Source organism: Variovorax sp. LjRoot175, assembly GCF_964253805.1.
In the GTDB taxonomy this organism is placed as follows: domain Bacteria; phylum Pseudomonadota; class Gammaproteobacteria; order Burkholderiales; family Burkholderiaceae_C; genus Variovorax.
In genome coordinates, this window is sequence record NZ_CAXURY020000001.1 from 1,644,388 (window position 1) to 1,666,312 (window position 21,925).

Consider the following 21,925-nt stretch of genomic DNA (forward strand, 5'->3'; position numbering starts at 1 on the left):
TCTATCGACGGCCTTCGCAGGAAGAAAAAAATGCAGTGGTTCCAGGAGCTTCGTGTCACCGTCAAGCTGATCCTCAGCTTTCTGATCGTCGCCGCCATCGGCGCCGTCGTCAGTGCGCTCGGCATCTTTCAAATGGGGCGCATCAGCGCCTCGACCGAGAGGCTCTACAACCACGAGCTGCAGACGCTGAAGGCGGTGCAGGCCGCCAATATCCACCTGCTCTATGCGAGCCGGGCCCAGATGGGCCTGCTGTCGGCCTCCACCAAGGGCGAGCGCAATGCCGGCATCGCGGAACTCAAGAAGGCCGGCGCCGGACTCGAAGCGCGGATGACCGAGGTCAAGCCCGTGCTGCTCGAAAGCGAAGAGGGGCGCAAGCTCAACGAGCAATACGAGGCCCTGCTGCCGACGCTGAAGAAGCGCATGGGCGATTTCGTCACGCTGCTTTCCGCGCAATCGCTGGACAGCTCGCAGTTCGATGGCCGCGTGGCCGAGGACAGCGCGCAGCTGCTGAAGGATTCGCGCGCGCTCGAGGAAGTGCTCGAGAAGATGGTGGCGCACAGCGACATGCAGGCCAAGGCGAGCATGGACCATGCCGGCCAGACCTACAAGACCTCGCGCTTGCTGCTGCTGGCGATGGCCCTGATCGGCATCCTCGCGAGCTTGGGGTTGGGCGTGGTGGTGGCCCGCCTGCTGGCGCGCCAGCTGGGCGGCGAACCCGGCTACGCGGCGGACGTTGTCGGCCGCATCGCCAGCGGCGACCTGACGGTGGGCGTCGAGGCGCGCTCGGCCGACGACGGCAGCGTGCTGCATTCGATCAAGCAGATGCAGGACCAGCTGACCCATGTGGTCGGCAGGATCAAGCTGTCGACCGATGCGATCGCCACGGCCTCGGGGCAGATCGCTTCGGGCAACCAGGATCTTTCGTCGCGCACCGAGGAGCAGGCCAGCTCGCTGGAGCAGACCGCGGCGTCGATGGAAGAACTCACCAGCACGGTGAAGCAGAACGCCGACAACGCGCGCCAGGCCAATCAGCTGGCGCTCTCTGCCTCCGAAGTGGCGGTCAAGGGCGGCGACGTGGTCAGCCAGGTGGTCCACACCATGGCCTCGATCAATGCCTCCTCCAAGAAGATCGTCGACATCATCGGCGTGATCGACGGCATTGCCTTCCAGACCAACATCCTCGCGTTGAACGCAGCGGTCGAAGCCGCGCGTGCCGGCGAGCAGGGCCGAGGCTTCGCAGTCGTGGCTGCCGAAGTGCGCAACCTCGCGCAGCGCTCGGCCGCCGCCGCCAAGGAAATCAAGGGCCTGATCGACGATTCGGTCGGCAAGGTCGATGCGGGCAGCCAACTGGTCGGCGAAGCCGGCAGGACCATGGAAGAGATCGTGGGCAGCGTGAAGCGGGTGACGGACATCATCGGCGAGATCACGGCGGCGAGCCATGAGCAGACGCAGGGCATCGAGCAGATCAACCAGGCGATCACGCAGATGGACCAGGTGACGCAGCAGAACGCGGCGCTGGTGGAAGAGGCGGCTGCTGCGGCGCAATCGATGCAGGAGCAGGCCGGCAACCTCGTGGAAGTAGTCAGCGTGTTCAGGCTCGCGGACTGAATGTTTCGCCCGCGCTGCCGATAAACAAACAAGCAAACATACTTACAGGTAAAGCCAAATGTCGATGTTCCATACGGGCCTGAGCGGCCTGGCCGTGGCGCGCAGCGCGCTCATGACCACGGCGCACAACACGGCCAACGTGTACACCGCCGGCTACAGCCGCCAGACCTCGATCGTCGCCACCAACGGCGCGATCTCGACCGGCGCCGGCTTCATGGGCACCGGCGCCCGCGTCACGACCGTGGCGCGCAGCTACGACCGCTACCTCACCGCCCAGCTCAACGGCGCCGAGGCCATGGGCGCGGCGCTCGCGAGCTACAACTCGCAGATCAGCCGCATCGACTCGCTGCTCGCCGACAAGACCTCGGGCCTCACGCCCCTGATGCAGAGCTTCTTCGCCGGCATGCAAGGCGTGGCCAACACGCCGGCCGACCCGGCCGCGCGCCAGCAGCTCATCAGCGCGGCGCAGGCCCTGGCCAACAAGTTCCGCGCCACCGACCAGTACCTCACCGACCTCAACACCTCGGTCAACGACCAGATCGTGGGCAGCGCCGAGCAGATCAACACCTATGCGACGCAGATCGCGAGCCTCAACCAGCAGATCGGTCAGCTCCAGGCGATGGCCGGCGGCCAGCCGCCGAATGACCTCATGGACCAGCGCGACCAGCTGGTGGCCGAACTCGGCAAGATCGTGGATGTCAAGGTGCTGGAGCAGGACGGCGGTAAGTACAACGTCTTCATCGGCAACGGCCAGACGCTGGTGCTGGGCGACCGGGCCGCGACCATGAAGGCGGTCGACTCCGCGGCCGACCCCACGCGCAAGGCGATGGCGCTGGTCGGCATGAACGGCACCGCGTCCGAGCTCAAGGACAACATCTTCACCGGCGGCACGCTGGGCGGGCTGATGGCCTTCCGCGCCGAGACGCTGAGCACCACGCAGAACGCGATCGGCCGCCTCGCCATGGCGCTCGGCAGCAGCTTCAACGACCAGCACAAGCTGGGCGTCGACCTGAACGGCGTGCTGGGCACCGACTTCTTCTCCGAGGCCCAGGCCGGCGTGTTCTCGAATGCGCGCAACACCGGCACCATGGTGCTCGGCGCCAGCGTGACCGACACCTCGCAGCTCACGACCAGCGACTATTCGGTGGAAGTGAAGGACGTGGCGGGCACGCTCACCTATTCGGTGACGCGCCTTTCGGACAAGCAGCCCATCGGCGACTTCACCACCTTCCCGATCGACTTCGACGGCGTGAGCTTGACCGCTGCCAGCGGCACGGCCCAGGCGGGCGACACCTTCCTGGTCCAGCCGACGCGCACCGGCGCGCGCGATCTCGAAGTGCTGGTGCTCGACCCGGCCAAGGCGGCCGCGGCCTCGCCGCTGGTCACCGGCAACACCAGCGGCAACCAGGGCAGCGGCGCGCTGAGCGCCGCCACCGTCGATGCCGGCTACCTGGCCACGCCGCTGGCGGCAACGGTCACGCTCGCCTACGACGCCGGGACCAACACGCTGTCGGGCTTTCCGGCGACCTCGGCCGTCACCGTGACGCTCGCCGACGGCACCTCGACCAGCTACGCGGCCGGCACGCCCGTACCCTACACGGCAGGTGCCTCGATCAGCTTCGACGGCATCAAGCTCAGCATGACCGGCGCGCCGGCCCAGGGCGATACCTTCACGATCAAGAAAAACGTGGGCGGCGTGTCGGACGGCAGCAATGCGCTGCTGCTGACGGCGCTGCAGAAGAAGAACACCATGGGCGGCGGCAGCTCGACCTTCAACAGTGCCTACGCGCAGCTGGTGAGCTCGGTGGGCAACCGCACGATGGAGATTCGCGTGGCCGAGACTACGCAGACCAGCGTGACGGACCAGATCCGCGCCACCCGCGATTCGATCTCCGGTGTGAACCAGGACGAGGAAACCGCCAACCTGCTGATGTTCCAGCAGATGTATCAGGCCAACGCCAAGGTGATCGAGACCGCGTCGACGATGTTCGACTCGATCCTCGGCATCAGCAACTAAGAACATCGGGAATCGTCATGCGCATCAGCACCCAGACCTTCTACGCACAGAGCCTGAAAGGGATCGGCTCGCAGCAGCAGCAGCTGTTCCGGATCCAGCAGCAACTGTCTTCGGAATCCAAGTTTCTGACGCCGGCGGACGATCCGGTGGGCGCGGCGCGTTCGCTGGTCGTCTCCCAGTCGATCGCGGAGAGCTCGCAGTACGCCGCCAGCCGCGGCCGCGCGGTGCTTTCGCTCTCGCACGAAGAGGCCGCGCTGCAATCGGCCACCACCATCCTGCAGAACATCAAGACGCTCACGGTGCAGGCCGGCAACGGCACGCTGTCGGACGCCGACCGCGAATCGCTCGCCACCACCATCCAGAGCAACCTCGACCAGCTGGTGAACGTGGCCAACGCCGACGATGGCAACGGCCAGTTCCTGTTCGCCGGCTTCAAGAGCGCCAACCCGCCTTTCGTGGCGCAGGCCGGGGGCGGCGTGCAGTACATGGGCGACCAGGGCCAGCGCCTGATGCAGATCGACGTGTCGCGCCAGATGTCGGCCACCGACGACGGACGCAGCGTGTTCCAGTCGGTGCAGGGCGGCGCGGGCTACGTGACCACGGCGAATGTCGCCAACACCGGCTCGGGCGTGTTCGGCGCGGTCGGCGTGACCGATGCCACGGCGCCCAACTACGGCCGCGACTTCACGATCAGCTTCGCGGGCGGCAACTACACGGTGACCACCAACGACACGCCGCCGGTGGTCGCGGCCACCGGCCCCTTCGTGGCGGACACGCCGATTTCCTTCGGCGGCGTGCAGATCAGCATGAGCGGCACGCCGGCCGACGGCGACAGCTTCCAGGTCTTTACCGCCAAGAACGCCGGCACCGACGTGTTCGCCGCCATCGGCGACCTCGTGGCATCGCTGAAGAAGCCGCTCGCCGGTGGCGGTGCGGCCGCGCAGGCCGAACTGTTGAACGCGCTCTCCACGGCCAACGTCAAGATCACGAACGCGCACGACAACGTGCTGACCATCCGCTCCTCGGTCGGCTCGCGCATGAACGAACTCGATGCGCTCAACGCGTCGGGTTCCTCGCGCGGCCTGATCGACAAGAGCTACCTGTCTGAGCTGGAAGACCTGGACATGGCGAGCGCGATCTCCGAATACCTTCAGCGCGAAACCGCGCTGAAGGCCTCGCAGGAGACCTTCGCGCGGCTGCACAGCATCGCGCTGTTCAACTACCTGTAGGCCGGCAGGCCGGCCGGTCTTCGCGGCGGCGCCCGATCAGCGCCAGCACGAGAGCGGGTAGCGCTGGCCGTTCCAGGTCGTCCAGCCCGCGGTTCGGTTGCCCGAGGGCCTGGCCAGATACCAGCGGTTGCCGTCGGCATGGCGGAAGTACAGGCCACCGCGGTCGCCTTCGTTGGGATGCGTCAGCGCCACCCAGCGCGAGTTGTTGTCCGAGAACTTTCCCTTCCAGCGCGCGCCGGCGCTGCTGCTGCAGGTGTCGCCGTCGCAACTGGTTTGGGTGTCGTTGACCGGGACCCAGGTCATGCGTGCCGGCCGGCCGTCGATGCTGCAGTTCCAGGCGCCGCCCCACCAGCCGCCGACCGTGCTGGCGAGGGCCGGACCGGAGAGGGCGAAGCAAAGGGCAAGGCCGCGGGAGAAGGTCGTGAGCGACCGCCGCGTCGTGTTCGAAGTCATGCTGCTGCTCCTTGTCGCCTCGATGAGGCTGGAGGCAGCGTACCGAGCCGCTGTCGAACGAGAAATCCCGTGAAGGCGCTACCCGCGCAGGAACGAGACCGCGATGACGACCGCGACCATCACGATGCCGACCCGGGTCATGTAGACCCCCAACCGGGCTGCCACCGGGTCTCGGGGTTGCAGCTTGGCGTGCGTTGTATCCATGGCGAACTCCTTTCGGACGACTCGCTGTCATCCTAGGGGCGAGCGCCGGCCATGCACATGGCCAAATCGCAACGATGGGCCGCACTCGGCGGGCGATTCGTGGATTGGTTCACCGTTCCCCGAAGTGATTGCAGGCTCCGGTTCGGCCGGGCGGCTACTCAGGCACCTCGCCAGCAGGCGCCGCCGCCTGCTGCTGCGCCTCCATCTGCACGACGGCCTCATGCAGAAGGCCGCGAAGCCAGACCAGCGCCGGGTCGTGGGTGCGGTACTTGTGCCATTGCATGGACTGCTCCATCCGAGGCAGCGGCAAGGGCACCGGCAGCACTGTCAGCGGCAGGAATTGCTGCGCCATGCGCGCCAAGCGACGCTGCACCGTGGCGACCCGGTCGGTGCCCAGAACCAGGAAGGGCGCCGCGACGAAGCTGAAGGTGCAGACCTCGATGCGCCGCTCGATGCCGCGACGCTGCATGAACCAGCTCTCGAGCGTGGGCTGGCCGATGCTGGCGGGCTGCACCTCGACGTGGTCTGCGGCCACGTACTCCTCGTATCTGAGGGTGCCGGCGCGCGCGAAGCGGCTGTCGTTCCACACCATGCACACGTACTCTTCCTCGAACAGCGTTTCGATCGGATGGTCGGGCGAGCAATAGTTGCGCGGGATCACCAGCAGGTCCGCTTCGCCGCGCCCCAGCGCGCGCTGCGGCTGGTCCAGTTGCGGCAGCGGCGAGAGCAGGAAGCGCACCGTGCTCGACTGCCGGCGTGCCAGCGCAAGCAGGTGCGGCATCAGGGTGACCGTGGTGTAGTCGGAGACCAGCAGCTGGAAGGTGCGGTCCGAGCGTGAGGGATCGAACTGCGGCTGCGCGGCGATCGCGGTGTCGACGCGCATCAGCACGTCGCGCACGGGTTCCTTCATCGTCTGGGCCCGGGGCGTGAGCTCCAGCGTGCGGCCCACCTGCACCAGCAACTCGTCGTCGAAATAGGCCCGCAGCCGAGCCAGCGCGTTACTCATGGCGGACTGGCTCAGATGCACGCGCGCTGCCGCCCGGCTGATGCTGCACTCGGTGAGAAGCGCGTCCAGTGCCACCAGCAGATTCAGGTCAAGCTTGTTGAAGCGCATAGCCGCCCTCGCTCGCACGAGATCGAGAAGAGGATGGTGAACCGCCTTTCGGCGCCGAAGACTAGGGCAAGTGCGACTACCGCCGCAGGAAACGCTGGCCCGAAGCTTCGTACTTCCGCCACGCGCAGAATGCGGACCACATCTCTGCCACGCTTCAAGATTCGCAAATGAAACAGTCGATAGCTCAAGTTGCCATCGTGGTCCGCGACTACGACGAGGCTCTCGACTTCTACGTCGGGACCCTCGGCTTCTCCCTGGTCGAAGATTCGTATGTGCCGGAACAGGACAAGCGCTGGGTTGTGGTGGCTCCGCCGGGAGCCGTCGAATCGCGGCTCCTGCTTGCCCGGGCGGCGAATGTCGAGCAGGCGTCTCGAGTTGGCAACCAGACGGGAGGCCGCGTTTTCCTGTTCTTGTTCACCGACGATTTCTGGCGGGATTTCCGTTCGTACAAGGCGAAGGATGTGACTTTCGTTCGCGAGCCAAGGGAAGAGAGCTACGGCACGGTGGCCGTGTTTCAGGACCTCTACGGCAATCTCTGGGACCTCTTGCAGCCGGTCCACAAAACGAAGGAAAGCTGAGCCTACTGCTTGCAGTCGCCGCCGACCGATACCGAACCGTCCTTGCATTCGGTCAGGATGGGCTCACTGCGAGGGTGCGGCGGCGATGGACGCGCGTTGGATGCCGAGCCGTCATTGGGCGGCGAAGCCGGCAAATCGCCCTGCGCATACACGATCTTCTTCGTTCCAAGATCGCAGGTGCCCACGACCTTGTCGGTGACCGGTGTATCGGCGTCTACCGTGGTGAGCGTGAAGCGAGAGACGCCGGAGGCTCTGATCTTGGTATCGATCTGGGACAGGATGGCATCGCAGTTGCTGGCGCCGCTCGCAGAACCGGCGAAGACCAGTGCGATGAAAGCCAGAGATAGTCTTGGCATCGGTGCTTGCCTCCAACGAGAGTCTTCCCGGGCGGACCCGTCCAGCGATCAGCGCGAAGGCGCCGGCACCGGAGTCACCGTCTCGCGAATCACGCCGCCGCCCATGACGCTGCCCCCGGAAGAACTGCCCGCGCCGCCTCGCACGCGCGCCTCGCAGTCCGCCTGGTCGGCAGCGGGCTGCAGCTTGCATCGGGCCATCGCATTGGCGTCGTAGCCGGTGGCGCTCGAGCCGGTGAGGCCGTTGCGCCGGGCCTCCTGTCGCGCGGCACCGGCTTCGCGAAGGCACGCCGCCTTGTCCTGCTGCACGCCATCGCAGGCCGCGCGTTCGCTCGCCGTGCGGGCATCGGAGCCGGGCGGCGCCGACTGGGCGAGCGCGGCGCCGGCGCCGAGCAGTGCGATCAGCCAAAGGCTGGCCAGAGCGGGTTTCTTTTTCATGGGGCTCCTTTTTTGAAGGGAGCCTGCAATGTGACCGCAGGATGGCGGCTGGGCTGTGGGACGGATGCCCGATGCCTGTCGGACGCAGTCTGCAAAAGAAGGCCCGCACGAGGCGGGCCTGAAGGGGTTGGTCCTTGATGCCCACCCGGGAGAAACCATGGCCGAAGATTAGTAGGTGTAGTCCTACACGGCAAGTCGGGCAAAAGTTCACGTTCCGCGATGCTTGGGCCGCGCAGGTCGAAGAGGCGTTCAAAGCTCGATGAACCACACGTGGCCGCAGCGCTTGCAGCGAACGCGCAGGCGATCCTGCGCAGGCTGTCCCGCGTCGTTCGGATTCAGGATCTCCCAGGTATCGCAAGCGCGGCACACCGCCAGATCGGCGACGAACTCGGCATGGTTGAGCAGGTAGAGGTAGCGTCGCAGCGCCCAGAAACCGATGAGCGCGCTGGCAATCAAGGACGAGGCTGAAGCCAGGAAGGCGTGGACGACCGCGAAGACCGCAGCCGACGGCCGGGCCAAGCCCCTGGCCGGCATGCCGGCCCATGCGTAGATCTATGCGGGTGATCCGAACGGCGATGCCGCGGCGAAGAGGCCTTCGACGAATCGAGGCGCAATTTCCTCGCGCTGGTCTTCTGCGCCTGATGGTGGGGACGGCCGCGCTGCCGCACATCCTGATGCGCTACTACACCACGCCCTCGGTCAGGGAGGCGCGCGAGTCGGTGGCCTGGTCGCTGTTCTTCATCTTCCTGCTGTACTTCACGGCGCCTGCGCTCGCGGTGCTGGTGAAGTTCGAGGTCTTCAACCTGCTGGTGGGAACGCCGTTCAACGAGCTGCCCGCCTGGATCGCCAATTGGTCCAAGGTCGACCCGTCCTTGCTGTCCGTGTCGGACGTCAACAAGGACGGCATCTTCCAGCTAACCGAGATGAAGATCGGCGGCGACATCATCGTGCTGGCCACGCCAGAGATCGGCGGCCTGCCCTACGTGATCTCAGGCATGGTGGCAGCCGGCGGCCTGGCGGCCGCGCTGTCCACGGCCGACGGCCTCCTGCTGACCATCGCCAACGCGCTGTCGCACGACCTGTACTACAAGATGATCGATCCGAACGCACCGACCTCGCGCCGGGTGGCTCTTTCCAAAGCCCTGCTGCTGGTGGTGGCCCTGGCGGCTGCCGCGGTCGCAGCGCAGAAACCGGCCGATATCCTGTTCCTGGTTTCGGCGGCCTTCTCGTTCGCGGCGGCGGCCTTCCTCCCGGCGCTGGTGCTCGGCATCTTCTGGAAGCGCGCCAACAAGTGGGGCGCATCGCTGGGCATGGCGGCCGGCCTGGGCGTGACCTTCTACTATATGGCCGTGACCCAGCCCTGGATGCGCAGCGTCTTCGGCGTGACGAGCCCGATCGAGCTGTGGTGGGGCATCCTGCCGATCTCGGCCGGCCTGTTCGGTGTGCCGGTCGGCTTTGCGGTGATCCTCATCGTCAGCCTGCTCACCGGCCAGCCGAGGAAGGATACGCAGGAACTCGTGGAGCACGTGCGCTACCCCGACCTCAAGCGGGCCTGAGCTGAAGGCCCGCGAGGCGCGGCGCCATGCAACGCACGGCGCCGCGCGCGTCGCTCGTCCTCAGGCGTTCGGTTTGCCCATCGCCGGATCGCTCACCGAATGCCGGCCGGTCTCGACGCGGCCGGCGATGCGGCGCAAGTAGACCGGGTCGGCGTCGCAGCGCACTTCGAAGTCGTACCAGAAGCCGCTGTCCTCGAGGTCCCACTGCTTCTCAACGTCGTCGCCGCCCTTGACGCGCACGGTCCACGGGCCGTCGTTGCGGTAGGCCAGGGGCTTGATGGTGAAGACGCAGTCCCGCTCGCCCTCGTTGCGCAGCTTCAGGTGCAGGTCGCCGCGGCGCACGTTGTAGCCGACGCGGATCTCGGGGTCGGGTGCGCCGCGCGAGCGCAGGCGGTTCAGGTCGCCCTTGAAGTGGCGGTGGAAGCCGTTGGGCCCGAGCACCCACAGGTCGTAGAGGCCGGCGTTGTCGGTCGCCGCGGCCCACTCGTCGTCGAGGCGCTCGTTGGGCTCCACCATGTAGCGGCGCGGCAGCCGGTCGAGGTTCAGCTTGTCGTAGACGTGGAACACGGCCGCGGCCTCGCCGCTGTTCGCGAAGACGAGCTTGACCTTGCCGTGCAGCGCGTTGCTGCGCGCGCTCGCGTGCAGCTCGTAGGGCAGCGCGCGCGAGGGCCGCGTGCCGGTGGCCTGCACCGGCAGCATCGGGTCGGCCGGCGGCACGATCTGGGGCAGTTGCTGCTGTGCGGCACGCAGTGCGTCGGCCTGGGCCAGCGTCTTGCGTCCCGGCAGCGAGGGCAGCGGCTCGTTGTTGGGATTCTTGAAGTTGAAGCCGCTCGTCAGGTCGCCGCACACGGCGCGGCGGTAGCGGCTGATGTTGGGCTCCTTGACGCCGAAGCGCTGCTCGAGGAAACGGATGATCGAGGTGTGGTCGAACACCTGCGAGTTGACCCAGCCGCCGCGGCTCCAGGGCGAGATCACGTACAGGGGCACGCGCACGCCCGGGCCGTAGACCCGGCCGTCGGGCTGCGGCTGGCTGGTGGTGCCGGGCGGGTTCGGGTGCGTGAAGCGCTCGAAGGCGACGTCGGACTCGCGCAGCGTCGTCTTGCCGGCCGGCGTGCCGTCGGGGTTGAGCGAGGGCGCCGAGGGCGAGGGCACATGGTCGAAGTAGCCGTCGTTCTCGTCGAAGTTGACCAGCAGCACGGTCTTGCTCCACACATCGGGCACGGCGGTGAGCGCGTCCAGCGTCTCCTGGATGTACCAGGCGCCCTGCACCGGGCTCGATGGGCCGGGATGCTCGGAGTAGGTGGCCGGCGCGATGACGAAAGACACCTGCGCCAGCTTGCCGTTCTTGATGTCCTGGCGGAAGGTCTCGAAATACGCGTTCACGTCGCCGAGCGGGCCTGGCATGGTGTTGGCGATGCCCTTGTACAGCGGATTGCCGGCATCGTCGCTGGCCGGGTCGTAGGCGGGCGAGATCGCTTCGTTGCTCACCGGCTTGCCCGAGGCCTCGTTGGCCTTGCGGTACTGCTTGAAGCCCGCCAGCGGGTTGTCGCCGAAGTTGTCGGGCATGTTCTGGTAGACCATCCAGCTCACCTTGGCTTCCTGCAGCCGCTCGGGGTAGGTCTTCCATTCGTAGCCGAGGGCGGAGGAGTCGATGGAGTCCCACTCGTTGTTCAGCGAGGCCACGCCGGCGGCGGTGGGGCCGTTGGTGCCGGTCCACATGAACATGCGGTTCGAGTTGGTGCCGGTGTGCATCGAGCAGTGGTAGGCGTCGCACAGCGTGAAGGCATTGGCCAGCGCGAACTGGAAGGGCAACTCGGCTTCCTTGTAGTAACCCATCGAAGCGGGCGTCTTGTAGCGCACCCATTGCTCGATGCGGCCGCCGTCCCAGGCGTCCTGGCCGTCGACCCAGCTGTGCGGCGTGCCGCTCACGCGCTGTGCATTGCCCTTGGTGAAGTCGAGGTGGTAGGGCAGCACCGGCTGGCCGGCGGCATTGTTCTGCTGCCAGACGTTGCGGCCTTGCGGCAGCGGAATGGTGAAGCGGTCGCCGAAGCCGCGCACGCCGCGCAGCGTGCCGAAGTACTGGTCGAAGGAGCGGTTCTCCTGCATCAGGATCACGACGTGCTTGACGTCCTTGATGGTGCCGGTTTCGTTGTGCGCGGGAATCGCGAGTGCTTTGCGGATGCTGGGCGGAAAGGCGGCGAGGGTGGCGGCGGCGATGCCGGTGGTGGCGGTGCCCTGGAGGAACTTGCGGCGCGAGTTCATGTGGGGTCCTCTGGATGTTGTTGTAGGGGGCTCAGGGCGCGTAGCGCACGTCGGCGTTGTCGCTCGCCGCGGGCTGCACCGGGGCCTCGGTCTTTTCGCTGCCGGTGGCCGTGCTGCCCGCGGCGGTGCCGCTGAAGCCGCCGCCGCTGCTGCCGCCGCCGCAGGCGGCCAGCGCGCAGGCCAGGGTCAGGGCGCACGCGAGGCGCGCCAGGTAAACATCTGTGTGCATGGGGAGTTCCTTTTTGGCGTTGTCGGGGATCGGGTTCGCAAGCGGCGCGGCCAAGACTAGGCAGCGGCCGTGTCATCGCCATGAACCGGCCATGACGCTTGTGCGACGTGTGCATGACGCCCTGGTACCCTGTGCCATTCGCGCGCGGCGCGGAGTGAACGCGATGCCGATGAAACTGCTCTTGAAGCTCGCCATCGCCTGCCTGATCGGGCTGGCAGGAGTCGCCATGTTCCAGGACCGCCTGCTCTACTTCCCGGCCAAGGCCACGGTCGCGGACATGGTGTCCGGCGGACTGAAGGCCTGGCCTTCGGCAGAGGCCTTCCGCGGCCTGGTCGCGGAGCCGGCGGGCGTGGCGCGCGGCACCGCCATCGTCTTTCACGGCAACGCGGGGCATGCCGGGCATCGCGCGTACTACGCCCGTGCGCTCACGGGCCTGGGGCTGCGCGTGATCCTGGCCGAGTACCCTGGCTACGGCCCGCGCGGCGGAGAGATGGGCGAACGCCATCTGGTCGACGATGCCGAACAAAGCATCGTGCAGGCGCATCGAGCGCATGGTGCGCCGCTGCTCGTGGTCGGCGAATCGCTGGGCGCGGGTGTCGCGGCCGCGGCGGCCGCACGGCAGCGGGACAAGGTGGTGGGCCTGCTGCTGATCACGCCGTGGGACCGGCTCGAGAACGTCGCGGGCCATCACTACCCATGGCTGCCGGTGAGCTGGCTGCTGCGCGATCGCTACGACAGCGCCGCGCATCTCGCCTCCTTCGGCCGCCCGGTTCTGGTCGCCATCGCCGAGCGCGACAACATCGTGCCGGCGCGCTTCGGCCGCGCGCTTTACGACGCGCTTCCCGAGCCCAGGCGGCTGGTGGTGATCGAGGCGGCCGGCCACAACGACTGGCCGGGGCGCGTCGACGATGCATGGTGGCGCAAGGCCACGTCCTTCGTGCTCGACGCCGCCACTGCGCGCTGAGCGCGCAGCGGTGTTTGCGCTTGCTCAGTTGAGATTTCCTCAAGCGACAGAGCCACAGAAGTCGTTTGTCGGCGAGCGCCGGAAGGACAACCATAGCTCCATCCGATGCCATCTTCGCGGTGTCGGCCACAAGGAGACCTATGTACGTCGCACCCTACCCGCTGTGGAGCCCTGAGCCCGACGCCGGCCTGCTCGCCTCGCGCGCCGCCGATACCGGCGAGCTGATTTTTCCCGCCTTTACCGATGCTTCGCCGCTGGCCGCGCGGCACGCGCCGGTCGCACTGCCCTCGATCGGCGAGGTCTACAGCTTCACGGTCATCCATCCGGCGGCCAAGAGCGGGCTGGCGCCTTACGCGCTCGGCTATGTGGACCTGCCCGGCCCGGTGCGCATCTTCGGCCGGCTGCAAGGCAAGGCGCGCCCGGCCATCGGCGAGCGCTATCGCGCAGTGCCAGACGAGCAGTTCGGCTACGTGTTCGAGGCGGTCGAAGGAGCATCGGCATGAAAGACATCTTCATCACCGGCGGCGCCATGACGCCCTTCGGCCGCCACAGCGGCGTGCTCGCTCCCGAGCTCGCGCAGCGCGCCATCCTGAAGGCAATGGACGACGCGGGCGTCGAGGCGCGCGACATCCAGGCCATCTACTGCGCCAACGTGCTCGGCGGCATGATCCTGGGCCAGCTCATCGTCCGCGATCTCGGCTTCGGCGGAATTCCGGTCTACAACGTCGAGAACGCCTGCGCCAGCGGCGCCACGGCGGTCCACTTGGCACGGCACGCGATGCTGGCCGAGCAGTACGACACGGTGCTGGTGTTCGGCATCGAGCAGCTCACCGCGCTCGGCGGCGGCACCATCCCGCTGCAGCGCAACGACCACAAGACCGAGCTCTATGCAAAGGCGGGCATGGTGCTGCCGGCCGTGTACGCGATGCGCGGCACGCGCTTCCTGCACGAGCGATCTGCCACGCCGGCCGACCTGGCGGCCGTCGCGGTGAAGAACCGTCACCACGGTTCTCTGAACGAATACGCCCAGCAGCGCACCGAGACCACGGTCGAGGAGGTGCTGGCCTCGCGCATGATCGCCGATCCGCTGACGCTGCTGCAGTGCTGCCCTTCGCAGGTCGATGGCGCGGCCGCCGTGGTGCTGCGCACGCGCCGCCCGGCAGGGCGCACGCCTGTGAAGCTGCTGTCTTCCGTGGTGGTGTCGGGCATTCGCGAACGGGCCGACGACGACATCCTCGATGCCGAAATCACGGCCCGTGCGGCACGCCAGGCCTACGAACAAGCCGGCCTCGGCCCGCAGGACCTCGACGTGGTGGAGCTGCACGACGCCTTCACCATCGCCGAACTGCTGTACTACGAGGCCTTGGGTCTCGCGCCGCGCGGAGAGGCTGTTGCCTTGCTGCAATCCGGCGCCACGCGATTGGGCGGTCGCGTGCCGGTGAACCCCAGCGGCGGGCTGCTCGCCAAGGGCCACCCGCTCGGCGCCACCGGCGTCGCGCAGATGGTCGAGCTGATGTGGCAGCTGCAAGGCCGGGCCGGCGCACGCCAGGTCGAGGGCGCGAAGGTCGGCCTGACCCAATGCACCGGCGGCGGCATTGCCGGCGTCGACCATGCCGCGTCATCCGTTCACCTGCTGGGAGTGTGAGATGGGCGAAAGAAGATTCAACCCCGAACACGTGGCGGTGGTCACCGGCGCTGCCCGAGGCATTGGCCTCGGCATCGCGAGCCGGCTCGCTGCGCAGGACCTTACCGTCGCCTTGCTCGACCGCGATGGTGCGGCGCTCGACGCTGCTGTGGCCGCCTTGCAACAAGACGGGCACAAGGCCATGGGCGTTGCCGTGGACCTGACCGACTCCAAGGCCGTCGATGCGGCCTTCGCCAGCGTTCTTGCAAGCGCAGGCCGCGTCGACTTTCTCGTCAACAACGCGGGTGCGGTGCGCGATACGCGCTTCCTGAAGATGACCGACGAGGACTGGGACATCGTCATCGACTCCAACCTGCGGTCGCAGTTCGTCTGCTGCCGCGCGGCGCTGCCGGGCATGGTGGAGCGCGGCTTCGGCCGCATCGTCAACCTCTCCTCGCGCGCATGGCTCGGCGGCTTCGGCCAGGCCAACTATTCGGCGGCCAAGGGCGGCGTGGTGAGCCTGACGCGGAGCCTGGCCATCGAGTTCGCCGCCAAGGGCGTGACCGTCAACGCGGTGGCGCCCGGCATCGTCGACACCCCGCTGTTTCGCAACTTCGCGCCGGATGTGCAGGCGCGGCTCAAGGACTCGGTGCCGGTGCGCCGCATCGGCACGGCGGACGACATCGCGCTGGCGGTCGAGTTCTTCCTCGATCCGGTGGCGTCCTACGTGACCGGGCAGACCCTCTATGTCTGCGGCGGCCGCAGCCTGTCATCGCCCAGCGTCTAGGAGCTCCTCATGACCGTTCGTCTGGATGTCAAAGACCAGGTCGCGCTGATCACGCTGGACCGGCCCGAAGCGTTGAATGCGCTGGACCTGGCTGCGTTGAGAGACCTGCGCCGGTGCCTGGTCGAGGTCCGCGATCGCGACGACCTGCGCGTCGCGATCCTCACCGGCGCAGGGAGCAAGGCCTTCTGCGCCGGCGCCGATCTCAAGGGCACGCAGACATCGCCTGCACCGTATGCCGAAGCATTGTTCCGCGCGTCCGCGCCGGCAGCCGACATGGGCCTGTACATCCGGCTCATGGACCTGAGCGACCTCTGCGTGTTCAAGCCGCTCATCGCGGCCGTCAACGGCCATTGCCTCGGCGCCGGGCTGGAGCTGGCGCTCCAGTGCGACCTGCGCATTGCCTCGGCCGGCGCGAGCTTCGGCTTGCCGGAGACGGCCGTCGGCTCGATTCCGGCGGTGTCCGGCCTGCACCGCCTGCTCAAGGCCGTGCCGTCGGCGCATGCGATGCAGATGGTGCTGACGGCGGAGCGCATCGATGCGAGCACCGCGCAGCGCATCGGGCTGGTGTCGGAGCTGGTGGAAGAGCCCGTCGCGCTGCTCGACCGCGCCTTCGCGCTGGCGCGGCGCATCGCCGGCAACGCGCCGCTGGCGGTGCAGGCCGTGAAGAAGCTGTCGCGCCAGACGGCACACCTCGGCGAAGCCGACGCGCAGCAGCTCACCGAGCTGTACTGGGGCGTGCTGCGAGATACGCAAGACCGCATCGAGGGCCGCAGGGCCTTCACCGAGAAACGCACGCCCCGCTATGTGGGCCGCTGAACATCGATCCAAGGAGACACGCATGAACACCCATCCCACACACCGCCGTTCGTTGCTGGCGCTCGCGGCCGCGGCCGCGGCGCTCTGCACCTGGCCGCTCGGCCATGCGCAGCAGCCACCGTATCCGGCGAAGGCGATCACGCTCGTGGTGCCGTTCGCGCCCGGCGGCGGCAACGACATCCTGGCGCGCGCCATCGCTCCGCGCCTCACGGAAATCCTCGGTCAGGCCGTGGTGGTCGACAACCGGCCGGGGGCGGGCGGCAACCTCGGCACCGACATCGTGGCGCGTGCGCCGGCCGATGGGTATACCTTGCTACTGGCTTCCAACCAGGTGACCATCAACCCCGCCATCGGTGTCAAGACGCCGTTCAAGCTGGAGAAAGACTTCGCGCCGGTCAGCCTGCTGGCCTCGGTGCCGATCGTGCTGGTGGCCAACCCGGCCGAGCCCTACCGGACGCTTGCCGAATTCGTGCAGTACGCCAAGGCCCACAGCGGCAAGCTGGCGTACAGCAGCCCCGGCAACGGCACGCCGCAGCACCTGGCGGGCGAGGTATTCGCCAACATGGCGAAGACGCAACTGGTTCACGTGCCTTACCGCGGCACCGCGCCTGCCATCGCCGACGTGATCGGTGGGCAGGTGCAGCTGGCTTTCGGCACCATGGCCTCGGTGCTCCCCTTCATCGAGAGCGGCAAGCTGCGCGCGCTCGGCATCGCGGGACAGGCCAAATCGGCCGCGTTGCCGCAGCTTCCGACCTTCGGCGAGGTCGGTTTCAAGAACTACGAGGCCTCGCTCTGGTACAGCCTGCTCGCTCCGGCGCAGACCCCGAAGCCGGTCATCGACAAGCTCAATGCCGCGGTGGTGGAAGCGCTCAAGACCCCCGAGGTCCAGGCGCGCCTGGCCAAGCAGGGTTTCGAGACCCGCTCTTCCAGTCCCGCAGAGGCCAGGCAGCTGCTCGACAAGGACCTGCTTCGCTGGGCACGCCTGGTCAGCGAACTCAAGCTGAAGATCGAGCAATGAGCGCCGGTCCTGCGTTGCAGCTCGACAACCCGCTGCTCGAGCACCTGGGCATCCGGCTCGTCGAATGGAGTTCCGGCCGATGCAGCCTGGCGCTCGCGCTCGAGGGCCGGCATCTCAACCGCCAGGCCAGTCTTCAGGGCGGCGTGACCGCCACGCTGCTCGATGCGGCCTGCGGCTACGCCGGACTCATGGCGCACGGCGAAGCGGCGCCGGTCAATGCGCTGACCTTGACGCTGTCGATCAGCTATCTCGCCCGTGCGAACCGGGGCGAAGTCCAGGCGCGCGGGCGCGTGACAGGCGGCGGCAGACGCGTCTACTTCGCGAGTGCCGAGCTGGTCGCCGACGACGGCACCGTCGTCGCCACGGCCCAAGGGGCTTTCAGGCGCCAGCCGAACTGAACCATGAAGGAGACATCGCCATGCTGCGCACTGCACTCGAGAGCCTGAAGGTCATCGACTTCACGCAGATCGGCGCCGGGCCCACCTGCTCGATGCTGCTGGCCGACATGGGCGCCCGCGTGATCAAGGTCGAGGCGCCCGAGGGCGAACTCGGTCGCACGCTCGGCCCGCCGTGGATCGGCGACGACAGCGCGCTGTTCCACGCCTTCAACCGCAACAAGCTCGGGCTGTGCCTGGACCTCAAGGCCCCCGAAGGCATGGCCGTCGCTCGCACGCTGATCGCGCAAGCCGACGTCGTGATCGAAAGCATGCGGCCCGGCGTCATGGAGCGGCTCGGCCTCGGCTACACGCAGCTCGCGGCCGACCATCCGCGCCTGGTGTACTGCTCCATCTCCGCCTACGGACAGAGCGGCCCGTATGCCGACCGCGCCGGCGTCGACGGCATCCTGCAGGCCGACAGCGGCCTGATGAGCCTGATCGGATCGCCGGGCGCCGAGCCGGGCAAGGTGCAGGCGCCGGTGGTCGACGTCGTCACGGGCTATGTGGCCTGCGTGGGCGTGCTGGCCCAGCTGCAGCAGCGCACGGAAAGCGGGCAGGGCGGCTATCTCGACGTGAACCTGATGAATGCGGCCCTTGCATTGCAGCAGTCTTCGTTCACCAGCTATCTCTCGGATGGCGAGCTCCCGCAGCGCATGGGCAGCGCGGCGCCGTACTCGGCTCCCAACGAGGCTTTCGAAACCGCCGACGGCTGGATCATGGTGGCCGCGTACAACGGCGGGCGCTGGGACCGGCTGTGCGAAGCGCTGGCACTTCCGCAACTGATCGGCGACGAACGCTTCGCCAGCTCGCCCCTGCGCGTGGCCCACCGCGGTGCGATGCGTGCCGCCCTGGCCGAGGCATTCCGCGCCCGCTCGACCGACCATTGGCTGGCAGAACTCAACGCCGCCGACATCCTGTGTGCGCGCGTCGCGAACTACGGCGATGTCGAGCGGCATCCGCAGGTGGCCGCCAACCAGATGATCGCCACGCTCGACGATCCGGCCGCAGGCGCGGTCCGGACGCCGGGTTTCCCGATCAACAGCGCCGAGACCAACCGCCTGCCGCACGCGCCGGCGCCGCGCCGAGGGCAGCACACGCGCGAGATCCTGGCGGCGGCGGGTTACGACGCGATGCACATCGAGCGACTGCTCGCGCATCGCGTCGTGTCCTGCCCGGCGTCCTAGGCCTCTGGCAGCGCGAACTGCGCGAGCATCCAGGTCCGGAACTGCTTCATGGATGCGCTCTCCGGCCGCCCGGCCGGCGTCAGCAGATAGTAGGTATAGCTGCCCATGTCGAGCGTCTTCTTGAGGGGCATGACCAGCTTGCCCTCGCGCAGGTCGTCCTCGACCAGGAAAAGCTGTGCCATGGCCAGTCCTTGTCCTTCGATGGCGGCAGCATAGGCCATCGCGGAGCTTTGGTAGGTCATGCCCGCAGCGCTGTCGACCTGCGGCGCCACGCCGTTGGCGTCCAGCCAGTAGCCCCAGTCATCGGGCCGGGCGATCGAGTGCAGCAAGGTGAAGTGGCGCAAATCCACTGGCTTGCGCAGCTTGGTGCGGCCTTTGAGGAGTTCGGGGCTGCACACCGGCGCGAGGATGTTGGCAACCAGCATGTGGCTGTTCGCGCCGGGCCACTTGCCGTCGCCCAGGCGGATCGCCGCGTCGAGATCCTCCTTGCGGAAGTCGACTTCGTCCAGCGAGGCGGTCAGGAGCACCTCGATGTCCGGATGGGCCTGGTGGAATCCGGAAAGCCGCGGAATGAGCCAGCGCATCGCGAAGGTCGTGTACGAGCGCACCTTGAGCTGCTTGCGCTGCGTGCGTCGCGTGAGCCGCCGGGTGGCCTCGCGCAACGCATCGACGGCCTTGGTCACGGCACGGAAGTAGTCCGCGCCGGCCCGCGTCAGCGAGATCTGCCGGTGCCCGCGGTGCAACAGCTGCAGGCCCAGCGTGTCCTCCAGCAGCTTGATCTGGCGGCTCACCGCGCCGGGCGTGACGTGCAGTTCGCCCGCAGCGACGGTGATGCTCAGGTGCCGCGCCGCGGCCTCGAAGGCGCGCAAGGCATTCAGCGGGGGCAGGCGGTCCATGCCGCCAGCCTAGCCTCGATTGCGAAAATCTCAAATACGAAGCAGGCTGTCGAAGACCGGAGTGGGTCGCCGAGCCATCCAACTACTCCATCGGAATCCCGCCACACTTGTTACTCCCAGCGTTCGATTTCCGGTGCCAAACTGTCCCACGACCAACGAGCGATGAGCAGCGAATGGAATCGCGCTTCAGCCACGAGGCGCGGGAGTTCGGCCAATCAGGAGATTTCTGCCATGACTACGCCAACCGAGAACGGACGGAAAGGCGGCCAGCCCGCCATGCACACACCACCGGTCGTATCATCGCAGGCGTGGGAGGCGGCCCGCGAGCAGCTGCTCTTGAAGGAAAAGGCCCAGACCCGCGCGCGTGACGCCCTGGCCGCCGAGCGCCGGCGAATGCCATGGATGGCCGTGGAGACGGCGTATGCATTCGAGGGGCCTGCGGGCAAGGCCAGCCTGCTCGACCTGTTCGAGGGTCGGCGCCAGTTGATCGTCTACCGCGCCTTCTTCGAGCCGGGAGTGTTCGGCTGGCCCGACCACGCGTGCAGGGGTTGCTCCATGGTGGCCGACCAGGTCGCCCACGTCGCCCACCTGAACGCCCGTGACACCACCCTCGTCTTCGTCTCGCGTGCGCCTCAGCCGGACATTGCGCGGCTGAAGGCGCGGATGGGCTGGGAGATGCCGTGGTTCACCCTCACCGACAGCTTCGACGCCAACTTCGGCGTGGACGAGTGGCACGGCACGAACGTGTTCTACCGCGACGGCGACCGCGTGTTCCGCACCTACTTCATCAACAACCGCGGCGACGAGCAGATGGGGAGCACCTGGAACTACCTCGACATCACGCCGCTGGGCCGGCAGGAGGTCTGGGAAGACTCGCCCGAGGGCTATCCTCAGACTCCGACCTACAAGTGGTGGAACTGGCACGACAACTACATCGCAGACGCAGCGCCCGACAAGAAGTGGGTCGAGGTGTCGGACGCCGGAGAGGCGGCGTTCCGGAACCAACACCCGAGCTGAGCTGGACCGCGCCTGCTCACCGCTCAGAGCTTGTAGCCGAACTGGCGCAGCATCTTCTTGCGCGCTTCGACGTCGGCCTCGGTTTCGATTCCCTTGCTCGTGGCGCCATCGACAACACCGAGAATTCCTCGCCCGTTCCCGGTGTCGGCCACGATGACCTCCACCGGATTGGCCGTCGCGCAGTAGATGGCGCAAACCTCCGGCACCGCTTTGATCGTGTTGAGGATATTGATCGGAAATCCGCCGGTCATGAAGACGATGAAGCAATGTCCGCAACTCAGCGCCAGGGCATTTTTTTGCGCCAACTCGATGAGTTCCGCGTCATTCCCGCTCCGACGCACCAGGGCGGGCCCGCTTGACTCGCAAAACGCGATGCCGAACTTCATCTGGGGCGCTGTCTGCACGATCGCCTCATGCAGGTCCTCGATCGTCTTGATGAAGTGCGACTGGCCGAGGATGAAGTTGAGGTCCGTCGGCTTGTCGATCGGGACGGTTGTCAGTTCCATGGCAGTCTCCTTTGCATTGCGACCCCTGTCGGGAGGGTCTGGTCCACCAGGTCAATCCGGACCTCGCAAATGACCCTCAATCTCGTCACGCGCATCCCCAAGCGTCTGGTACGCGCGAATCAGCGCCACTCGAAGGACGTCTTGGTGAGTTTGCGCATCAAAGCTCCGATCGCTGCTCAGCGAACTGGCGGACACGGCTGCGGCAACGAGATGCACGGCTTGCGCAAAGCGTGCTTCGTCGATTTGGGATCTTTCGCTCATGGGCACCCTCCGATGAAAGGGTTGGTGACATACCCGACGGGCGGGTAAGGTCTCCATCAGTAGCCGAGACGCGCACAGAAACGACATGCCGACACGCGACTGTACGCCTGCGCAGCGCGTTTCCCCGCGACGCCGCACCGACGGCGAAATGGCGCGGAACTTCCTGTGCAGGGGCCGATCAGACCTTGGTGATGCAACGGTGGACTCAGTGGCTCATCCCGCCACGGGAGCTTTGCTCCAAGGGGTTCGCCCCTTCCTCCCGCATCGCCCTGAAACCCGCCCCGATGGCGGGTTTCTTCGTAAGTCGCCAACATGCGGTTGAAGTCCGGAGCGATTCCACTCACGTCGACGCCTTCCGTGGGCGACGTCAACGC

At 67.2% G+C, this 21,925-nt stretch carries 24 protein-coding genes and 1 pseudogene; 14 read left to right on the top strand and 11 right to left on the bottom strand.

The genetic code is table 11. The features are described from left to right. Nucleotides 1-30 precede the first annotated feature (30 nt). From ACSQ89_RS08240 to flgL, 3 genes are read left to right on the top strand one after another with little or no spacing between them, the layout of a single operon-like run. Complete coding sequence (locus ACSQ89_RS08240) at nucleotides 31-1,608, top strand: methyl-accepting chemotaxis protein (RefSeq protein ID WP_436295794.1); 1,578 nt, start codon at nucleotides 31-33, stop codon at nucleotides 1,606-1,608. A 58-nt stretch (nucleotides 1,609-1,666) separates the two neighbouring features. Next, a complete protein-coding gene (gene flgK, locus ACSQ89_RS08245) occupies nucleotides 1,667-3,625 on the top strand; it encodes a flagellar hook-associated protein FlgK (protein ID WP_436295795.1) in 1,959 nt (652 codons plus the stop codon). A 17-nt stretch (nucleotides 3,626-3,642) separates the two neighbouring features. Continuing rightward, nucleotides 3,643-4,854: a flagellar hook-associated protein FlgL gene (gene flgL / locus ACSQ89_RS08250; protein ID WP_436295796.1), complete on the top strand. Its 1,212-nt coding sequence runs from the start codon at nucleotides 3,643-3,645 to the stop codon at nucleotides 4,852-4,854. 36 nt (nucleotides 4,855-4,890) lie between these two features. Here flgL and ACSQ89_RS08255 read toward each other — a convergent pair whose 3' ends face one another. The 3 genes from ACSQ89_RS08255 to ACSQ89_RS08265 all read right to left on the bottom strand — a co-directional run bounded on the left by ACSQ89_RS08255 (nucleotide 4,891) and on the right by ACSQ89_RS08265 (nucleotide 6,625). Next, nucleotides 4,891-5,307, bottom strand: a complete 417-nt coding sequence (locus ACSQ89_RS08255) for a DUF6006 family protein (RefSeq protein ID WP_436295797.1) — start codon at nucleotides 5,305-5,307, stop codon at nucleotides 4,891-4,893. A 78-nt stretch (nucleotides 5,308-5,385) separates the two neighbouring features. Then, nucleotides 5,386-5,511: a hypothetical protein gene (locus ACSQ89_RS08260; protein WP_436295798.1), complete on the bottom strand. Its 126-nt coding sequence runs from the start codon at nucleotides 5,509-5,511 to the stop codon at nucleotides 5,386-5,388. A 154-nt stretch (nucleotides 5,512-5,665) separates the two neighbouring features. Further along, on the bottom strand, nucleotides 5,666-6,625 hold the full coding sequence (locus ACSQ89_RS08265) for a LysR family transcriptional regulator (protein WP_436295799.1): 960 nt from the start codon (nucleotides 6,623-6,625) through the stop codon (nucleotides 5,666-5,668). Between the two features lie 167 nt (nucleotides 6,626-6,792). Between ACSQ89_RS08265 and ACSQ89_RS08270 the strand changes: the two genes are divergently transcribed. Further along, nucleotides 6,793-7,203, top strand: coding sequence for a VOC family protein (locus tag ACSQ89_RS08270; RefSeq protein ID WP_436295800.1), 411 nt, complete (start codon nucleotides 6,793-6,795; stop codon nucleotides 7,201-7,203). A gap of 2 nt (nucleotides 7,204-7,205) precedes the next feature. On the opposite strand, the gene ACSQ89_RS08275 is transcribed toward ACSQ89_RS08270, so the two are convergent. From ACSQ89_RS08275 to ACSQ89_RS08285, 3 genes are all read right to left on the bottom strand, one after another. Then, nucleotides 7,206-7,559 carry a DUF1161 domain-containing protein gene (locus ACSQ89_RS08275; RefSeq protein WP_436295801.1) on the bottom strand — a complete coding sequence of 118 codons (354 nt, stop codon included), beginning with the start codon at nucleotides 7,557-7,559 and terminating at the stop codon, nucleotides 7,206-7,208. A 48-nt stretch (nucleotides 7,560-7,607) separates the two neighbouring features. Continuing rightward, the gene (locus tag ACSQ89_RS08280; protein ID WP_436295802.1) at nucleotides 7,608-7,994 is read right to left on the bottom strand and encodes a hypothetical protein; all 387 of its coding nucleotides are present in this window, start codon (nucleotides 7,992-7,994) and stop codon (nucleotides 7,608-7,610) included. Nucleotides 7,995-8,243: 249 nt separating this feature from the next. After that, on the bottom strand, nucleotides 8,244-8,528 hold the full coding sequence (locus ACSQ89_RS08285) for an MJ0042-type zinc finger domain-containing protein (RefSeq protein WP_436295803.1): 285 nt from the start codon (nucleotides 8,526-8,528) through the stop codon (nucleotides 8,244-8,246). Between the two features lie 63 nt (nucleotides 8,529-8,591). On the opposite strand from ACSQ89_RS08285, the pseudogene ACSQ89_RS08290 reads away from it, so the two are divergent. Continuing rightward, nucleotides 8,592-9,550, top strand: a pseudogene (locus tag ACSQ89_RS08290) (VC_2705 family sodium/solute symporter); the annotation flags it as partial. A 60-nt stretch (nucleotides 9,551-9,610) separates the two neighbouring features. On the opposite strand, the gene ACSQ89_RS08295 reads toward ACSQ89_RS08290, so the two are convergent. After that, nucleotides 9,611-11,812 carry a phosphocholine-specific phospholipase C gene (locus ACSQ89_RS08295; protein WP_436295804.1) on the bottom strand — a complete coding sequence of 734 codons (2,202 nt, stop codon included), beginning with the start codon at nucleotides 11,810-11,812 and terminating at the stop codon, nucleotides 9,611-9,613. A 31-nt stretch (nucleotides 11,813-11,843) separates the two neighbouring features. Then, a complete protein-coding gene (locus ACSQ89_RS08300; protein ID WP_436295805.1) occupies nucleotides 11,844-12,041 on the bottom strand; it encodes a hypothetical protein in 198 nt (65 codons plus the stop codon). Between the two features lie 163 nt (nucleotides 12,042-12,204). On the opposite strand from ACSQ89_RS08300, the gene ACSQ89_RS08305 reads away from it, so the two are divergent. The 8 genes from ACSQ89_RS08305 (at nucleotide 12,205) to ACSQ89_RS08340 (ending at nucleotide 18,871) form a co-directional block, all read left to right on the top strand. Beyond that, nucleotides 12,205-13,005 (top strand): alpha/beta hydrolase, encoded by an 801-nt coding sequence (locus ACSQ89_RS08305; RefSeq protein WP_436295806.1) that lies wholly within the window; start codon nucleotides 12,205-12,207, stop codon nucleotides 13,003-13,005. A 140-nt stretch (nucleotides 13,006-13,145) separates the two neighbouring features. Continuing rightward, the gene (locus ACSQ89_RS08310; RefSeq protein WP_436295807.1) at nucleotides 13,146-13,508 is read left to right on the top strand and encodes a Zn-ribbon domain-containing OB-fold protein; all 363 of its coding nucleotides are present in this window, start codon (nucleotides 13,146-13,148) and stop codon (nucleotides 13,506-13,508) included. Next, nucleotides 13,505-14,650, top strand: coding sequence for a thiolase family protein (locus ACSQ89_RS08315; RefSeq protein WP_093101963.1), 1,146 nt, complete (start codon nucleotides 13,505-13,507; stop codon nucleotides 14,648-14,650). The genes ACSQ89_RS08310 and ACSQ89_RS08315 overlap by 4 nt, the downstream gene beginning before the upstream one ends. A 1-nt stretch (nucleotide 14,651) precedes the next feature. Then, nucleotides 14,652-15,416 (top strand): SDR family NAD(P)-dependent oxidoreductase, encoded by a 765-nt coding sequence (locus ACSQ89_RS08320; protein WP_436295808.1) that lies wholly within the window; start codon nucleotides 14,652-14,654, stop codon nucleotides 15,414-15,416. 9 nt (nucleotides 15,417-15,425) lie between these two features. Continuing rightward, the gene (locus tag ACSQ89_RS08325) at nucleotides 15,426-16,232 is read left to right on the top strand and encodes an enoyl-CoA hydratase/isomerase family protein (RefSeq protein ID WP_093101965.1); all 807 of its coding nucleotides are present in this window, start codon (nucleotides 15,426-15,428) and stop codon (nucleotides 16,230-16,232) included. Between the two features lie 22 nt (nucleotides 16,233-16,254). After that, the gene (locus ACSQ89_RS08330; RefSeq protein WP_093101967.1) at nucleotides 16,255-17,250 is read left to right on the top strand and encodes a tripartite tricarboxylate transporter substrate binding protein; all 996 of its coding nucleotides are present in this window, start codon (nucleotides 16,255-16,257) and stop codon (nucleotides 17,248-17,250) included. Beyond that, complete coding sequence (locus ACSQ89_RS08335; RefSeq protein ID WP_436295809.1) at nucleotides 17,247-17,648, top strand: PaaI family thioesterase; 402 nt, start codon at nucleotides 17,247-17,249, stop codon at nucleotides 17,646-17,648. The genes ACSQ89_RS08330 and ACSQ89_RS08335 overlap by 4 nt, the downstream gene beginning before the upstream one ends. Nucleotides 17,649-17,668: 20 nt before the next feature. Further along, nucleotides 17,669-18,871, top strand: a complete 1,203-nt coding sequence (locus ACSQ89_RS08340; protein ID WP_436295810.1) for a CaiB/BaiF CoA transferase family protein — start codon at nucleotides 17,669-17,671, stop codon at nucleotides 18,869-18,871. On the opposite strand, the gene gcvA is transcribed toward ACSQ89_RS08340, so the two are convergent. After that, nucleotides 18,868-19,767 (bottom strand): transcriptional regulator GcvA, encoded by a 900-nt coding sequence (gcvA, locus tag ACSQ89_RS08345; protein ID WP_436290819.1) that lies wholly within the window; start codon nucleotides 19,765-19,767, stop codon nucleotides 18,868-18,870. The two genes, ACSQ89_RS08340 and gcvA, sit on opposite strands and share 4 nt — an antisense overlap. Before the next feature lie 231 nt (nucleotides 19,768-19,998). Between gcvA and ACSQ89_RS08350 the strand changes: the two genes are divergently transcribed. Beyond that, nucleotides 19,999-20,784, top strand: a complete 786-nt coding sequence (locus tag ACSQ89_RS08350) for a DUF899 domain-containing protein (RefSeq protein WP_436290818.1) — start codon at nucleotides 19,999-20,001, stop codon at nucleotides 20,782-20,784. Between the two features lie 23 nt (nucleotides 20,785-20,807). Here the strand turns inward: ACSQ89_RS08350 and ACSQ89_RS08355 are convergent, their stop codons facing one another. Continuing rightward, a complete protein-coding gene (locus ACSQ89_RS08355; protein WP_093101974.1) occupies nucleotides 20,808-21,290 on the bottom strand; it encodes an adenosine-specific kinase in 483 nt (160 codons plus the stop codon). Nucleotides 21,291-21,341: 51 nt separating this feature from the next. Next, nucleotides 21,342-21,551 (bottom strand): hypothetical protein, encoded by a 210-nt coding sequence (locus ACSQ89_RS08360; RefSeq protein ID WP_139191603.1) that lies wholly within the window; start codon nucleotides 21,549-21,551, stop codon nucleotides 21,342-21,344. Between the last annotated feature and the right edge of the window lie 374 nt (nucleotides 21,552-21,925).

What these genes read in the sequence shown, in the direction of transcription:
- ACSQ89_RS08240 (WP_436295794.1), top strand. Translation starts at nt 31, where the DNA reads ATGCAGTGGTTCCAGGAGCTTCGTGTCACCGTCAAGCTGATCCTCAGC.
- flgK (WP_436295795.1), top strand. Translation starts at nt 1,667, where the DNA reads ATGTCGATGTTCCATACGGGCCTGAGCGGCCTGGCCGTGGCGCGCAGC.
- flgL (WP_436295796.1), top strand. Translation starts at nt 3,643, where the DNA reads ATGCGCATCAGCACCCAGACCTTCTACGCACAGAGCCTGAAAGGGATC.
- ACSQ89_RS08255 (WP_436295797.1), bottom strand. Translation starts at nt 5,307, where the DNA reads ATGACTTCGAACACGACGCGGCGGTCGCTCACGACCTTCTCCCGCGGC.
- ACSQ89_RS08260 (WP_436295798.1), bottom strand. Translation starts at nt 5,511, where the DNA reads ATGGATACAACGCACGCCAAGCTGCAACCCCGAGACCCGGTGGCAGCC.
- ACSQ89_RS08265 (WP_436295799.1), bottom strand. Translation starts at nt 6,625, where the DNA reads ATGCGCTTCAACAAGCTTGACCTGAATCTGCTGGTGGCACTGGACGCG.
- ACSQ89_RS08270 (WP_436295800.1), top strand. Translation starts at nt 6,793, where the DNA reads ATGAAACAGTCGATAGCTCAAGTTGCCATCGTGGTCCGCGACTACGAC.
- ACSQ89_RS08275 (WP_436295801.1), bottom strand. Translation starts at nt 7,559, where the DNA reads ATGCCAAGACTATCTCTGGCTTTCATCGCACTGGTCTTCGCCGGTTCT.
- ACSQ89_RS08280 (WP_436295802.1), bottom strand. Translation starts at nt 7,994, where the DNA reads ATGAAAAAGAAACCCGCTCTGGCCAGCCTTTGGCTGATCGCACTGCTC.
- ACSQ89_RS08285 (WP_436295803.1), bottom strand. Translation starts at nt 8,528, where the DNA reads ATGCCGGCCAGGGGCTTGGCCCGGCCGTCGGCTGCGGTCTTCGCGGTC.
- ACSQ89_RS08295 (WP_436295804.1), bottom strand. Translation starts at nt 11,812, where the DNA reads ATGAACTCGCGCCGCAAGTTCCTCCAGGGCACCGCCACCACCGGCATC.
- ACSQ89_RS08300 (WP_436295805.1), bottom strand. Translation starts at nt 12,041, where the DNA reads ATGCACACAGATGTTTACCTGGCGCGCCTCGCGTGCGCCCTGACCCTG.
- ACSQ89_RS08305 (WP_436295806.1), top strand. Translation starts at nt 12,205, where the DNA reads ATGCCGATGAAACTGCTCTTGAAGCTCGCCATCGCCTGCCTGATCGGG.
- ACSQ89_RS08310 (WP_436295807.1), top strand. Translation starts at nt 13,146, where the DNA reads ATGTACGTCGCACCCTACCCGCTGTGGAGCCCTGAGCCCGACGCCGGC.
- ACSQ89_RS08315 (WP_093101963.1), top strand. Translation starts at nt 13,505, where the DNA reads ATGAAAGACATCTTCATCACCGGCGGCGCCATGACGCCCTTCGGCCGC.
- ACSQ89_RS08320 (WP_436295808.1), top strand. Translation starts at nt 14,652, where the DNA reads ATGGGCGAAAGAAGATTCAACCCCGAACACGTGGCGGTGGTCACCGGC.
- ACSQ89_RS08325 (WP_093101965.1), top strand. Translation starts at nt 15,426, where the DNA reads ATGACCGTTCGTCTGGATGTCAAAGACCAGGTCGCGCTGATCACGCTG.
- ACSQ89_RS08330 (WP_093101967.1), top strand. Translation starts at nt 16,255, where the DNA reads ATGAACACCCATCCCACACACCGCCGTTCGTTGCTGGCGCTCGCGGCC.
- ACSQ89_RS08335 (WP_436295809.1), top strand. Translation starts at nt 17,247, where the DNA reads ATGAGCGCCGGTCCTGCGTTGCAGCTCGACAACCCGCTGCTCGAGCAC.
- ACSQ89_RS08340 (WP_436295810.1), top strand. Translation starts at nt 17,669, where the DNA reads ATGCTGCGCACTGCACTCGAGAGCCTGAAGGTCATCGACTTCACGCAG.
- gcvA (WP_436290819.1), bottom strand. Translation starts at nt 19,767, where the DNA reads ATGGACCGCCTGCCCCCGCTGAATGCCTTGCGCGCCTTCGAGGCCGCG.
- ACSQ89_RS08350 (WP_436290818.1), top strand. Translation starts at nt 19,999, where the DNA reads ATGACTACGCCAACCGAGAACGGACGGAAAGGCGGCCAGCCCGCCATG.
- ACSQ89_RS08355 (WP_093101974.1), bottom strand. Translation starts at nt 21,290, where the DNA reads ATGGAACTGACAACCGTCCCGATCGACAAGCCGACGGACCTCAACTTC.
- ACSQ89_RS08360 (WP_139191603.1), bottom strand. Translation starts at nt 21,551, where the DNA reads ATGAGCGAAAGATCCCAAATCGACGAAGCACGCTTTGCGCAAGCCGTG.